The sequence below is a fragment of the Streptomyces cyslabdanicus genome (assembly GCF_052663305.1).
In genome coordinates this window covers 184,726-198,020 of sequence record NZ_JBQRUW010000024.1, presented here as the reverse complement: position 1 = coordinate 198,020, position 13,295 = coordinate 184,726, and the positions used below count along the sequence as shown (strand labels likewise).

Annotated in this window: 15 protein-coding genes; 7 read left to right on the top strand and 8 right to left on the bottom strand. The window is 71.8% G+C overall.

Features of this window, described 5'->3' with window-relative positions; translation table 11 throughout:
* The first annotated feature begins 76 nt into the window (after window positions 1-76).
* The 4 genes from nhaA (at window position 77) to ACTYVM_RS16270 (ending at window position 3,397) form a co-directional block, all read left to right on the top strand.
* Window positions 77-1,519 (top strand): Na+/H+ antiporter NhaA, encoded by a 1,443-nt coding sequence (gene nhaA, locus ACTYVM_RS16285; protein ID WP_400030055.1) that lies wholly within the window; start codon window positions 77-79, stop codon window positions 1,517-1,519.
* 119 nt (window positions 1,520-1,638) lie between these two features.
* A complete protein-coding gene (locus ACTYVM_RS16280) occupies window positions 1,639-2,133 on the top strand; it encodes a phage holin family protein (protein WP_400030057.1) in 495 nt (164 codons plus the stop codon).
* Window positions 2,130-3,077 (top strand): alpha/beta fold hydrolase, encoded by a 948-nt coding sequence (locus tag ACTYVM_RS16275; RefSeq protein ID WP_445526556.1) that lies wholly within the window; start codon window positions 2,130-2,132, stop codon window positions 3,075-3,077. The genes ACTYVM_RS16280 and ACTYVM_RS16275 overlap by 4 nt, the downstream gene beginning before the upstream one ends.
* Before the next feature lie 140 nt (window positions 3,078-3,217).
* The gene (locus ACTYVM_RS16270; RefSeq protein ID WP_400030061.1) at window positions 3,218-3,397 is read left to right on the top strand and encodes a hypothetical protein; all 180 of its coding nucleotides are present in this window, start codon (window positions 3,218-3,220) and stop codon (window positions 3,395-3,397) included.
* 165 nt (window positions 3,398-3,562) lie between these two features.
* Here the strand turns inward: ACTYVM_RS16270 and ACTYVM_RS16265 are convergent, their stop codons facing one another.
* From ACTYVM_RS16265 to nth, 3 genes are all read right to left on the bottom strand, one after another.
* Window positions 3,563-4,762, bottom strand: coding sequence for a MarP family serine protease (locus ACTYVM_RS16265; protein WP_445526555.1), 1,200 nt, complete (start codon window positions 4,760-4,762; stop codon window positions 3,563-3,565).
* 98 nt (window positions 4,763-4,860) lie between these two features.
* The gene (locus ACTYVM_RS16260; protein ID WP_445526554.1) at window positions 4,861-5,565 is read right to left on the bottom strand and encodes an NUDIX hydrolase; all 705 of its coding nucleotides are present in this window, start codon (window positions 5,563-5,565) and stop codon (window positions 4,861-4,863) included.
* A gap of 91 nt (window positions 5,566-5,656) precedes the next feature.
* Window positions 5,657-6,688, bottom strand: a complete 1,032-nt coding sequence (gene nth / locus ACTYVM_RS16255) for an endonuclease III (protein WP_445526553.1) — start codon at window positions 6,686-6,688, stop codon at window positions 5,657-5,659.
* 308 nt (window positions 6,689-6,996) lie between these two features.
* On the opposite strand from nth, the gene ACTYVM_RS16250 reads away from it, so the two are divergent.
* Window positions 6,997-7,671 (top strand): Crp/Fnr family transcriptional regulator, encoded by a 675-nt coding sequence (locus ACTYVM_RS16250; RefSeq protein WP_125498000.1) that lies wholly within the window; start codon window positions 6,997-6,999, stop codon window positions 7,669-7,671.
* A 120-nt stretch (window positions 7,672-7,791) separates the two neighbouring features.
* On the opposite strand, the gene ACTYVM_RS16245 is transcribed toward ACTYVM_RS16250, so the two are convergent.
* The 4 genes from ACTYVM_RS16245 to sp36 form a co-directional block, all read right to left on the bottom strand.
* Window positions 7,792-8,622, bottom strand: coding sequence for an MBL fold metallo-hydrolase (locus ACTYVM_RS16245; RefSeq protein WP_445526552.1), 831 nt, complete (start codon window positions 8,620-8,622; stop codon window positions 7,792-7,794).
* A 43-nt stretch (window positions 8,623-8,665) separates the two neighbouring features.
* Complete coding sequence (locus ACTYVM_RS16240; protein ID WP_445526551.1) at window positions 8,666-9,535, bottom strand: NUDIX hydrolase; 870 nt, start codon at window positions 9,533-9,535, stop codon at window positions 8,666-8,668.
* 71 nt (window positions 9,536-9,606) lie between these two features.
* Window positions 9,607-10,071, bottom strand: coding sequence for a RidA family protein (locus ACTYVM_RS16235; RefSeq protein ID WP_400030073.1), 465 nt, complete (start codon window positions 10,069-10,071; stop codon window positions 9,607-9,609).
* Entirely contained in the window at window positions 10,068-10,226 is a 159-nt protein-coding gene (sp36, locus tag ACTYVM_RS16230) for a Sp36 family protein (protein WP_009189813.1), read from the bottom strand. Before sp36 ends, ACTYVM_RS16235 begins: the two co-directional genes overlap by 4 nt.
* Window positions 10,227-10,332: 106 nt before the next feature.
* Here sp36 and bagA point away from each other — a divergent pair, with 106 nt between their 5' ends.
* Both bagA and bagB read left to right on the top strand, forming a co-directional pair.
* Complete coding sequence (gene bagA, locus ACTYVM_RS16225; RefSeq protein WP_445526550.1) at window positions 10,333-11,310, top strand: ATPase BagA; 978 nt, start codon at window positions 10,333-10,335, stop codon at window positions 11,308-11,310.
* Window positions 11,307-12,683 (top strand): ATPase BagB, encoded by a 1,377-nt coding sequence (bagB, locus tag ACTYVM_RS16220; RefSeq protein WP_445526549.1) that lies wholly within the window; start codon window positions 11,307-11,309, stop codon window positions 12,681-12,683. Before bagA ends, bagB begins: the two co-directional genes overlap by 4 nt.
* A gap of 67 nt (window positions 12,684-12,750) precedes the next feature.
* On the opposite strand, the gene ACTYVM_RS16215 is transcribed toward bagB, so the two are convergent.
* On the bottom strand, window positions 12,751-13,089 hold the full coding sequence (locus ACTYVM_RS16215) for a WhiB family transcriptional regulator (RefSeq protein ID WP_445526548.1): 339 nt from the start codon (window positions 13,087-13,089) through the stop codon (window positions 12,751-12,753).
* Window positions 13,090-13,295: the final 206 nt, after the last annotated feature.

The window sequence follows — 13,295 nt, the reverse complement described above, 5'->3', positions numbered from 1 at the left end:
ACAACAGGAGACCCTCAGGTGCGCCGGGAAGTCTGGTCGGCATGTGTTCCGTCCTGCCCACCGACCGGAGGTTCCCGTGGCCGCGCCCCGCACCGACTCCCCTGCTCGTAAGTTCCTCGGACGCCTGTCCCTGCCCGAGCGGAACTTCGTGGCGGACGCGCTGCGCACCGAGACCGTCGGCGGCATGCTGCTGCTCCTCGCCGCGGTCGCTGCCCTGTTCTGGGCGAACATCCCCGCCCTGCGCGGCAGCTACGAGAGCCTCGGACACTTCCACCTCGGCCCCGCCTCCCTCGGCCTGAACCTCTCCGTGGAGCACTGGGCCGCCGACGGCCTGCTCGCCGTCTTCTTCTTCGTCGCCGGGATCGAGCTCAAGCGCGAACTCGTCGCCGGGGACCTGAAAGACCCCAGAGCCGCGATGCTGCCGGTGATCGCCGCATTGTGCGGCATGGCGGTGCCGGCGGCCGTCTACACCCTGACCAATCTCGTCCACGGCGGCTCGCTCGGCGGCTGGGCGGTGCCGACCGCGACGGACATCGCCTTCGCGCTCGCCGTGCTGGCGGTCATCGGCACCTCGCTGCCCAGCGCCCTGCGCGCCTTCCTGCTGACGCTCGCCGTCGTCGACGACCTGTTCGCGATCCTGATCATCGCCGTCTTCTTCACCGGCCATCTGAACTTCGCCGCGCTCGGCGGGGCGGCGGCGGGCCTCGTCGTCTTCTGGGTGCTGCTGCGCACGGGCGTGCGCGGCTGGTACGTGTACGTGCCCCTCGGCCTGGTCATCTGGGCGCTGATGTACAACAGCGGCGTGCACGCCACCATCGCGGGCGTCGCGATGGGCCTGATGCTGCGCTGCGCCCCCCACGAGGGCGAAAAGGCCTCCCCCGGCGAGCGCGTCGAACACCTCGTACGGCCTCTTTCGGCGGGCCTGGCGGTGCCGCTGTTCGCCCTGTTCAGCGCGGGCGTCGCCGTCTCGGGCGGGGCGCTGGCGAACGTGTTCACCAGGCCCGAGACGCTCGGCGTCGTACTCGGACTGGTCGTGGGCAAGACGGTCGGCATCTTCGGCGGGACCTGGCTCACCGCCCGCTTCACGAAGGCCTCCCTCAGCGAGGACCTCGCCTGGGCCGACGTGTTCGCGGTGGCCACGCTCGCCGGGATCGGCTTCACCGTCTCCCTGCTCATCGACGAACTGGCCTTCGCCGGCGACACGGCGCTCACCAACGAGGTCAAGGCCTCCGTGCTCGCCGGCTCCCTCATCGCGACGATTCTGGCGACCGTCCTGCTGAAGATCCGCAATGCCCGGTACCGGAACCTGTGCGAGTCCGAGGAGCGGGACGAGGACCTCGACGGCATCCCGGACGTCTACGAGCAGGACGACCCCGCCTACCACCTGCGCATGGCCGAGATGCTCGAGCGGAAGGCCGCCGAGCACCGCCGACTCGCCGAGGCGAAGACCGCCGAACGCTCCGGGGGGCTTACCGAAGTGCCGGGCAGGGCAGGCGAGGAGGACGGCGGTCCGGCATGATCTGACGGGACGGTACAAATGACAGGAGCGTTCCAGTCAGGCAGAAGTCAGGCAGTGACACCGGCCGGGCAGAGGCCGACGGAACGCAGTCCGAAGTCAGGCAGGAGAGGAAGACCGCGATGAGCGCACCCGACGGCAGCCCGGTCGGCGCCGAACGCAGCATCGGCCAGCTGTTCGCCTCGGCGACCACCGAGATGTCGGCGCTGGTGCACGACGAGATCGCGCTGGCCAAGGCCCAGCTGAAGAAGGACGTCAGGCGCGGCGCGACCAGCGGCGGGGTGTTCAGCCTGGCCGGTGCGTTGCTGCTGTTCTCGCTGCCGATGCTCAACTTCGCGCTGGCGTACGGCATTCACACCTGGAGCAAGTGGAACCTCGCCCTCTGCTTCCTGCTGTCCTTCGCGGCCAATTTCCTGATCGCCGGCGTACTGGCGCTGATCGGCCTCCTCCTCATGAAGAAGACGAAGAAGAGCCAGGGCCCGCAGAAGGTCGCCGCGTCCATGAAGGAGACGGCCGGGGTGCTCCAGAACGCCAAGCCGCACCCGCGCCCGGAGCCGGCCGCCCTGGAGGACCGCTCCCCCGCGGCCATCGAGGCTGTGGCACGCTCGACCTCATGACGGAGCCCACCCCTTCGGCCCAATCGACGCCGGTCGTCCGGATCGACCTGCCCGGCGGCAGGAAGGTGACACACCGGGACGTCGCGGCCAACGGCGCCCGCTTCCACATCGCCGAGCTCGGCGACGGACCGCTGGTCCTGCTGCTGCACGGCTTCCCGCAGTTCTGGTGGACCTGGCGGCACCAGCTCGTCGCCCTCGCCGACGCCGGCTTCCGGGCCGTCGCGATGGACCTGCGCGGCGTGGGCGGCAGCGACCGTACCCCCCGCGGCTACGACCCGGCCAACCTCGCCCTCGACATCACCGGCGTGGTCCGCTCGCTCGGCGAGCCGGACGCCGCGCTGGTCGGCCACGACCTCGGCGGCTACCTGGCGTGGACGGCGGCCGCGATGCGCCCCAAGCTGGTACGGCGGCTCGCGGTCGCGTCGATGCCCCACCCCAGGCGCTGGCGTTCGGCGATGCTCGGGGACGTCCGGCAGACGGCCGCGAGCTCGTACATCTGGGGGTTCCAGCGGCCCTGGATCCCCGAGCGGCAGCTCACCGCCGACAACGGTGCCCTGGTGGCCCGGCTCGTACGGGACTGGTCGGGGCCGCGGCTGCCGGACGACGAGGCGGTGGAGACGTACCGCCGCGCCATGTGCATCCCCTCGACGGCACACTGCTCCGTCGAGCCCTACCGCTGGCTGGTGCGCTCCCTGGCCCGGCCCGACGGCATCCAGTTCTACCGCCGGATGAAGCGGCCCGTGCGCGTGCCGACGCTGCACCTGCACGGCTCCCTCGACCCCGTCCAGCGCACCCGCAGCGCGGCCGGCTCGGGCGAGTACGTCGAAGCCCCGTACCGCTGGCGCCTCTTCGACGGTCTGGGCCACTTCCCGCACGAGGAGGACCCGATGGCCTTCTCGGCGGAGCTGGTCAACTGGCTGAAGGACCCCGAACCGGATCGGTGACCCGGATCGGTGACTCGGACGACGCGCCCGGTATCCGAACGTGAACAGCTGTCCTGCGAACTGCCACTTGCCCGGCGCATAGGCCAATTGGAGAGTGCGCGGGCGGTTATCGACCATGCGGCGGGGGCAGACGTCCCGGTATGGGCTGGACGCACGACTACAACGACGTAGCACGCACCCGCCGTTCGGCGAGCGGTCCCAACTCCCACCAGCGCGGCACTCCGCAGCTGACGGACACGGACCCACGGGTGGGCATTCCCCGCATCCTGCGCCGCCGAGCGCGCTGGGTCTCGGTACGCCTGCGTCACAGCCGCAGCTGACCCGGCGCCGTCCGGCACGGCCTAGGGCCTGTCGTCAAACTCCCGTCGTCCGCCCGGAGGGCGGGCCTCGCGGCGTCAGGTGCGTGCTCTGGGGTCCCCCCTGCTCGAAGAGCTTGGGGGAGCGTGCATGGCGTCGCGAGGCAGACAGGAGTTTGACGACAGGGCCTAGAGCGCGCAGTCGTCGCTGCCCACCTGCTGGTTCGCGGTACGACCCTGCGCGATGTCCTGCCGGATCTCGTCGAACGTGAGCGCGTAGCCGGTGTCGGCGTCGTCGAGGGACTTGGCGAACACCACCCCGTACACCCTGCCGTCGGTCGTGAGCAGCGGGCCGCCGGAGTTGCCCTGGCGCACGGTCGCGTACAGCGAGTAGACGTCACGGCGCACGGTGCCGCGGTGGTAGATGTCCGGGCCGCTGGCCGTGATCTGCCCGCGCACCCGCGCGGCACGGACGTCGTACGCCCCGTTCTCCGGGAAGCCGACGACGATCGCGCCGACGCCGCTGCGCGCCTCCGTGCCGGTGAACTTCAGGGCCGGCGCCTTCAGGTCCGGCACGTCGAGCACGGCGATGTCGCGGTGCCAGTCGTACAGGACGACCTTGGCGTCGTACTTGCGTCCCTCGCCGCCTATCTGGACGGTGGGTTCGTCGACGCCGCCCACGACGTGCGCGTTGGTCATGACCCGGCGGTCCCCGAAGACGAAGCCGCTGCCTTCCAGCACCTTGCCGCAACTGCGCGCCGTGCCCACGACCTTGACGACGGACTGCTTGGCGCGCAGGGCGACGGCGCTGTTCGCCAGCGCCGGGTCCGGGGGCTGGACGTCGGTGATGGGCTCGTTGGCGAACGGGCTGAAGACCTGGGGGAAGCCGTTCTGCGCGAGGACGGAGGTGAAGTCCGCGAACCAGGTGTCGGCCTGCGCGGGCAGCACCTCGGAGACCCCGAGCAGCACCCGTGAGTTGCGCACCTCCTTGCCCAGCGTCGGTATCGTCGTGCCACCGAGGGCCGAGCCGATCAGCCAGGCGACCAGCAGCATGGCGGCGACGTTGACGAGGGCGCCGCCGGTCGCGTCCAGGGCGCGGGCCGGGGACCAGGTGATGTACACGCGCAGTTTGCTGCCGAGGTGGGTGGTCAGCGCCTGGCCGATCGAGGCGCAGACGATCACCACGACGACCGCGACGACCGCCGCGGTGGTGCTGACCGGTGTGTTGTCCGTCACCGCGTCCCAGATGACCGGGAGCGTGTACACGGCGAGGAGCCCGCCGCCCAGGAAGCCGATCACCGACAGGACGCCTACGACGAATCCCTGGCGGTAGCCCACGACCGCGAACCACGCGGCGGCGATCAGCAGCAGGATGTCCAGCACGTTCACCGCGTCGAGCCTCGCCTCATCATGTTCCGATCACCCCGGGCCGGCCTGCGTCGGACTGGGGTTCCGCCCCCGGCTGCACCGCCGCGGTGCCCACCCTGTCATGATCGCCAGTCGAGCGGGACCTGCTTGTCCCTGTCCCAGGGACGCTCCCAGCCCGCGTAGTGGAGCAGGCGGTCGATGATCCCGGCGGTGAAGCCCCACACGAGGGCCGATTCGACCAGGAATGCCGGGCCTCGGTGACCGCTGGGATGGACGGTCGTGGCCCGGTTGTCGGGGTTCGTGAGATCCGCCACGGGCACGGTGAACACGCGTGCGGTCTCCGCCGGGTCGACGACGCCGACCGGGCTGGGCTCGCGCCACCAGCCGAGCACGGGCGTGACGACGAAGCCGCTGACCGGGATGTACAGCCGGGGCAGCGCGCCGAACAGCTGGACGCCGCCCGGTTCGAGCCCGGTCTCCTCCTCGGCCTCGCGCAGCGCGGCCCGCAGCGGGCCGTCCCCCTGCGGATCGCCGTCCTCGGGGTCGAGCGCCCCGCCGGGGAACGACGGCTGGCCGGCGTGCGAGCGCAGCGAGCTCGCCCGCTCCATGAGCAGCAGCTCGGGTCCGCGGTCGGCCTCACCGAAGAGGATCAGGACGGCGGACTGGCGCCCCGCGCCGTTCTTGGGCGGCAGGAAGCGGCTCAGCTGGACCGGCCGGACCGTCTCGGCCACGCGCGCGACCGGCTCGAGCCAGCCGGGCAGCCCTTCCGTGCTGAGTGCCGCCGAGCCGCCCTGCGCCCCGCTCACCTCACTCGCCCGCGTCATCGCCGCCCCCCGTTCCCCTCGGCGCCCTGCCGTTCCCCTCGCCGTCCTGCCGTGTCCAACGCCCGACGGCACCGGGATCGTTCCGCCGGCGTCATCCGGCCCCCAGCGGGGGTGCGGGCCTGCCGCCCGCGTCCAGGTAGGACTGCGGCGGCTTGAGGCGCTGGCCCGGGAAGCCGCCCTTCTCGTACTTCAGCAGCTTCTTCGCCTTCTCCGGGTCCGTCTCGCCCTCGCCGTAGGCCGGGCAGAGCGGGGCGATCGGGCAGGCGCCGCACGCGGGCTTGCGGGCGTGGCAGATGCGGCGGCCGTGGAAGATCACGTGGTGCGAGAGCATCGTCCAGTCGCTCTGGGGGAAGAGCGCGGCCACGGCGGCCTCGATCTTCTCGGGGTCGGTCTCCTCGGTCCACTGCCAGCGCCGCACCAGCCGCTGGAAGTGCGTGTCCACGGTCAGGCCGGGCCGGCCGAAGGCGTTGCCGAGGACCACGAAGGCGGTCTTGCGGCCGACGCCGGGGAGCTTGACGAGATCCTCCAGCCGCCCCGGGACCTCGCCACCGAACTCCTCCGCCAGCGCCTTGGACAGGCCTATCACCGACTTGGTCTTGGCCCGGAAGAAGCCGGTGGGCCGCAGGATCTCCTCGACCTCCTCGGGGTTCGCGGCGGCGAGGTCCTCGGGGGTGGGGTACCGGGCGAACAGCGCGGGCGTGGTCTGGTTGACCCGCAGGTCCGTGGTCTGGGCCGAAAGGACCGTGGCGACGAGCAGCTGGAAGGGGTTCTCGAAGTCCAGCTCGGGGTGGGCGTAGGGATACACCTCGGCGAGCTCGCGGTCGATACGGCGGGCTCGGCGGACCAGGGCCGTGCGCGACTCGTTCTTCGGCGCCCTCGGGGCGAGCGTCTTCGCCGGCGCGACCTTCCTGACGGCGGCGGTGGCCTTCTTCGGCGCGACCGCCACCTTCCGGGGAGCCACGGCCTTTCCGACGGGGGGCGCGCTCCCGGCCGAGGCCGCCTTCTTGGCGCGGGCCACCTTCTTCACGGGTGCCGTCTTCTTCGCGGCCGCCTTCTTCGCAGGTGCCGCCTTCTGCGCGGCTTCCGCCTTCTTCACGGGTGCCCTTTTCGCCGGTTTTGCCATGTTCGTTCCATCATCGGGCCCTTGTTCGCCCACAGCGGAATCCTGACCTGCGACCACCCGCCCAGCCCCCTCGGCCTGCGCTCTCACCGGCGATTTGGACACCCGGCCAGCCTAAAGCCCAACACCGACATCCGCTCCGGGCCCCGGGGATCGGCCCCCGATTGGCCCCCTGCCGCGTATGCGGGCACACCTGTGCGGCATCCTTGTGACAGATCACACTGTTTGGACCGTCCGGCAAAATGGGGAACACGGACCCCTGGCACGCAGGGGAGCAAGATCCTCTGAGCAGGTCGACAAGGAGAGAACTCGTGGACGACGTTCTGCGGCGCAATCCGCTCTTCGCGGCGCTCGACGACGAGCAGGCCGCGGAGCTTCGCGCCTCCATGACGGAGGTGACACTCGCACGAGGCGACTCGTTGTTCCACGAGGGCGACCCGGGCGACCGTCTCTACGTGGTCACCGAGGGCAAGGTCAAGCTGCACCGCACGTCCCCGGACGGCCGCGAGAACATGCTGGCCGTCGTCGGCCCCGGTGAGCTCATCGGCGAACTGTCGCTGTTCGACCCGGGCCCGCGCACCGCGACCGCGACCGCGCTGACCGAGGTCAAGATGCTCGCCCTCGCCCACGGCGACCTCCAGCCCTGGCTGAACGCGCGGCCCGAGGTGGCCGGCGCCCTGCTGCGCGCCGTCGCCCGGCGCCTGCGCAAGACCAACGACCAGATGTCGGACCTGGTCTTCTCCGACGTTCCGGGCCGTGTCGCCCGTGCCCTGCTGGACCTCTCCCGCCGCTTCGGCGTGCAGTCCGAGGAGGGCATCCACGTGGTGCACGACCTCACCCAGGAGGAGCTGGCCCAGCTGGTCGGCGCGTCCCGCGAGACCGTGAACAAGGCCCTGGCCGACTTCGCCCAGCGCGGCTGGCTCCGGCTGGAGGCCCGCGCGGTGATCCTGCTGGACGTGGAGCGCCTCGCCAAGCGCTCGCGCTGACCCGTCCGCGACATCTGTGGGCCCCGTCCCGGCCGGGACGGGGCCTTCGTCGTCGGCCGTTCGCACGGGGTCCGCACAGGGCCCTCGGCGACCGTCGGGCGGCACCTCCGTCGTCGGCCGTCAGATGAGCCCGTGCTCCCGGAGGTACTCCATCTGGGCACGTACCGAGAGCTCGGCCGCGGGCCACAGGGAGCGGTCCACGTCCGCGTACACGTGGGCGACGACCTGGGACGGGGTCCGGTGGCCTGACTCGACGGCCGTCTCGACCTGGGCGAGCCGGTGGGCCCGGTGGGCGAGGTAGAACTCGACGGCGCCCTGGGCGTCCTCCAGGACGGGGCCGTGGCCCGGCAGGACCGTGTGGACGCCATCGTCGACCGTGAGGGACCTGATCCGTCGCAGCGAGTCCAGGTAGTCACCCAGACGGCCGTCGGGGTGCGCGACGACGGTGGTGCCGCGGCCCAGGATCGTGTCGCCGGTGAGCACGGCGCGGTCGGCCGGCAGGTGGAAGCACAGGGAGTCGGCGGTGTGACCCGGGGTCGGCACGACTGCCAGCTCCAGCCCGCCCACCGTGATCAGGTCTCCCGCGCCCAGGCCCTCGTCGCCCAGCCGCAGGGCCGGATCGAGCGCACGCACGCGCGTGCGGGTCAGCTCGGCGAAGCGGGCGGCGCCCTCGGCGTGGTCGGCGTGGCCGTGCGTCAGCAGGGTCAGCGCGATCCGCTTGCCCGCCTCCTCGGCGGTGGCGACCACACGGGCCAGGTGACCCTCGTCCAGCGGCCCCGGGTCGACCACGACGGCCAGGTCGGAGTCGGGCTCCGAGACGATCCAGGTGTTGGTGCCGTCCAGGGTCATGGGGGACGCGTTGGGCGCGAGGACGTTGACGGCCCGCACGGTGGCGGGGCCGGCCAGTACGCCGCCCCGGGGCTGCCCGGGGAGCGCTGCTGCGTCCGTCATGCGAGGAGGCCTTCCTGGACGTCGGCCGGGCCGGGGCGGCGGCTCACGGGCGTGCCGTGCCGCTCGGGATGTGCTGGGTGAACTCGTCGTGCCCCGGCCAGGTCAGGACCACCTCGCCGTCCACCAGGCGGGCCCGCGCGAGCACAGGGGTCAGGTCGCGGGACGGTGCGGCCGCGAGCGCCTCGGCGGGGCTGCCGCAGGACGTCAGCTGGCGCAGGGTGGCGATGGTGGGCGGCATCATCAGCAGCTCGCCCCGGTCGTACGCGGCCGCCGCCTTGGCGGGGGTGGTCCACACCGTGCGGTCGGCCTCCGTGGAGGCGTTGCGGGTGCGCTGGCCCTCGGGCAGGGCGGCCACGAAGAACCAGGTGTCGTAGCGGCGGGGCTCGAACTCGGGGGTGATCCAGCGGGTCCAGGCGCCCAGCAGGTCCGAGCGCAGGACCAGGCCCCGGCGGTCCAGGAACTGCGCGAACGACAGCTCACGGGCGACCAGGGCGGCGCGGTCGGCCTCCCAGTCGCCGCCCGTGGTGTCGCCGACGACACAGTCCGCGTCGGGGCCGGCGAGCAGGACGCCGGCCTCCTCGTAGGTCTCGCGCACGGCCGCGCAGACGATCGCCTGGGCCGCCTGCTCGTCGACGCCGAGCCGGTCGGCCCACCACGCGCGCGAGGGCCCCGCCCAGCGGACGTGGTGGTCGTCGTCACGGGGGTCGACGCCACCGCCCGGGTACGCGTACGCGCCTCCGGCGAAGGCCATGGAGGCGCGTCTGCGCAGCATGTGCACCGCGGGACCGGAACCGGTCTCCTTCAGGAGCATGACGGTGGCCGCGCGCTTCGGCGTGACCGGTGTGAGGGAGCCGTCCGCGAGTGCGCGGATACGGTCCGGCCAGTCCGGGGGAAACCACTGCCCATTCGCCATGGGCGGAGGCTATCCCCTGGTGAGCGAATGTTCGAGAGGTGGCCGAGGTCAGGCCCGGCTCCGGGCTCGGACTACGGCTCCAGCTCGACCTGGATCTCCACCTCCACGGGCGCGTCCAGCGGCAGCACCGCCACACCGACCGCGCTGCGCGCGTGCACGCCCTTGTCCCCGAGGACCTCGGCCAGCAGCTCGCTGGCGCCGTTGACGACCCCGGGCTGGCCGGTGAAGTCCGACGCCGAGGCGACGAAGCCCACGACCTTCACCACGCGCGCGACGCGGTCCAGGTCGCCCGCGACGGACTTGACGGCCGCCAGGGCGTTCAGCGCACAGGTGCGCGCCAGCTCCTTGGCCTCCTCCGCGGTGACCTCCAGGCCCACCTTGCCGGAGACCGGGAGCTTGCCGTCCACCATCGGCAGCTGGCCGGCGGTGTAGACGTACACACCGGACCGCACGGCGGGCTGGTAGGCGGCCAGCGGCGGCACGACCTCCGGCAGCCTCAGGCCCAGCTCCGCCAGCCTCGCCTCGACCGCGCTCATGCCTGCTTCTCCCGCTTCAGGTAGGCCACCAGCTGCTCGGGGTTCGGCCCGGGCACGACCTGGACGAGCTCCCAGCCGTCCTCGCCCCAGGTGTCCAGAATCTGCTTCGTGGCATGGACGAGCAGCGGCACGGTTGCGTATTCCCACTTGGTCATGTGGGCGACTGTATCCCTGCGTCCACAGGGTCGTGCGGCCGACCACGACGCCGGTTGTCCACAGCCTCCCGCGTGACCCGAGCGCGGACTGGTTAGTCTCGAATACGTGAGCAGGCTCCAGGTCGTCAGCGGCAAGGGCGGGACCGGAAAGACGACGGTCGCCGCCGCCCTCGCGCTGGCCCTGGCCACGGAGGGGAAGCGGACGCTCCTCGTCGAGGTCGAGGGCCGGCAGGGCATCGCACAGCTCTTCGAGACGGAAGCGCTGCCCTACGAGGAACGGAAGATCGCGGTCGCTCCCGGGGGCGGGGAGGTGTACGCGCTGGCCATAGACCCCGAACTGGCCCTGCTGGACTACCTCCAGATGTTCTACAAGCTGGGCGGTGCCGGCCGGGCCCTGAAGAAGCTCGGCGCCATCGACTTCGCCACCACCGTCGCGCCCGGCCTCAGGGACGTCCTGCTGACCGGCAAGGCGTGCGAGGCGGTGCGGCGCAAGGAGCGCAGCGGCCGGTTCGTCTACGACTACGTCGTCATGGACGCGCCGCCCACCGGCCGCATCACCCGATTCCTCAACGTCAACGACGAGGTCGCGGGCCTGGCGAAGATCGGCCCGATACACAACCAGGCCCAGGCGGTGATGCGGGTGCTCAAGTCGCCCGAGACGGCCGTGCACCTGGTGACGCTGCTGGAGGAGATGCCGGTCCAGGAGACCGTCGACGGCATCGCAGAACTGCGCGCCGCCCGGCTGCCGGTGGGGCGCATCATCGTGAACATGGTGCGCCCGCGGGTGCTGGACGCGGGCGACCTGGAACTCGTACGGACCGCCTCGCGCACCGCGCTCGCCCGGTCGCTGTCCTCCGCCGGGCTCGGCGGGGCAGGCCGCGGCCAGAACGCCGAGCGGCTGGTGGGTCCGCTGCTGGAGCAGGCCGAGGAATACGCCGAGCGCTACACGCTGGAGGAGGAACAGCGGTCGGTGCTGAGCGAGCTGGGTCTGCCCCCGCACGAACTGCCGCTGCTCGCCGAGGGCATGGACCTGGCGGGCCTGTACGAACTGGCGACCGAGCTGCGGAAGCAGGGGATGTCATGAGCCCGGACCCGGCACCCGCGAGGGAGACCGCGCGAACCTCCGCCCAGGCGTACGACGGCGCCCGTCATCTGGCACCCGCGCGCGTGCTCGAGGTCGATCCGCTGCTCGACGACCCGACGACGCGGATCGTGGTGTGCTGCGGCTCGGGCGGGGTCGGCAAGACCACCACCGCGGCGGCCCTCGGCCTGCGCGCCGCCGAGCGCGGCCGCAAGGTGGTCGTCCTGACCATCGACCCGGCCCGCCGGCTCGCCCAGTCCATGGGCATCGACTCCCTGGACAACGTCCCGCGCCGGGTGAAGGGCACCGAGGGCGAGGGCGAGCTGCACGCCATGATGCTGGACATGAAGCGCACCTTCGACGAGGTCGTCGAGGCGCACGCGGACCCCGAGCGGGCGGCCGCGATCCTGGCGAACCCCTTCTACCAGTCGCTCTCCGCCGGCTTCGCGGGCACGCAGGAGTACATGGCGATGGAGAAGCTGGGCCAGCTGCGAGCCCGGGACGAGTGGGACCTCATCGTCGTCGACACCCCACCCTCCCGCTCCGCCCTGGACTTCCTGGACGCGCCCAAGCGGCTCGGCTCCTTCCTCGACGGGCGGCTGATCCGGCTGCTGACGGCCCCGGCGAAGCTGGGCGGGCGCGCGGGGATGAAGTTCCTGAACGTCGGGATGTCGATGATGACCGGCACGCTCGGCAAGCTGCTCGGCGGCCAACTGCTCAAGGACGTCCAGACGTTCGTGGCCGCGATGGACACGACCTTCGGCGGCTTCCGTACCCGCGCGGACGCGACCTACAAGCTGCTCCAGGCGCCGGGAACCGCCTTCCTGGTGGTCGCGGCCCCGGAGCGGGACGCGCTGCGCGAGGCCGCGTACTTCGTGCAGCGACTGGCCTCGGAGAGGATGCCGCTGGCCGGTCTGGTGCTCAACCGGGTGCACGGCAGCGGTGCCGGTGAGCTGTCGGCCGAGCGGGCGCTCGCCGCCGCGGAAAATCTTGACGAGTCCCGCATTGTGGATCAGCAGGACGGGAAAGCTGGACTTCGTAACTCCCCCGAAACGTACGGCAGTTCCGACTCTCCCGTCGCTCATCCCGATCCCGGTGCGCCTTCCGCGGACCCCGAGACGCCCGCCGACGACGACTTCGAGCCGGAGCCGTCCGTCGACCAGGTCACCGCGGGCCTGCTGAGGCTGCATGCCGAACGCATGCAGCTGCTCTCCCGTGAGCAGCGCACGCGTGACCGCTTCACCGCCCTGCATCCCGAGGTGGCGGTGGCCGAAGTGGCCGCGCTGCCCGGGGACGTGCACGACCTCGTCGGGCTCCGGGACATCGGAAACCGGCTCGCGGAACACCGCCGCGAGTTGCCCGAGCCGGGCGCCTGACGCGCGCCCGCGGCCCAGGAAGCAGGAAGGCGGACCGCCCAGGAAGGACGACGCCCCAGCCCGTTTCTCAGCCCACCGCCGCGTAGTCCTCGTACACCTGGTCGTCGGCGAGGGCCACCAGGCCCGCGCCCTGCTCGTACTCCATGCGCGCGGTCTCCAGCAGCCGGCGCCAGGAGGTCACGGTCGGGCGCCGGCGCAGCAGTGCGCGGCGCTCACGCTCCGTCATTCCCCCCCAGACGCCGAACTCGACGCGGTTGTCGAGCGCGTCGGCAAGGCATTCGGTGCGGACCGGGCATCCGGTGCACACCGCCTTGGCCCTGTTCTGCGCTGCTCCCTGAACGAACAGTTCATCCGGATCGGTAGTGCGACAGGCCGCCTGCGCACTCCAGTCGGTTACCCAGCCCATACCGGCGCCGTCCTCTCCCGAAATCGAGGCTCCCCCACGGCGGCAGCGGCATATTCACCGCCGCCAGTTGAGGACGTTACGGAAGGTGGGCACAGCGCAACACCCCCAGCGGGCCCAATCTTGAATGGTCCGAACGGACTATGGGGAAGCGGCAGATCACCCGGGGGAGTGAGCTGGCGACATGCGCGACATTCCCGGCAAAGCAG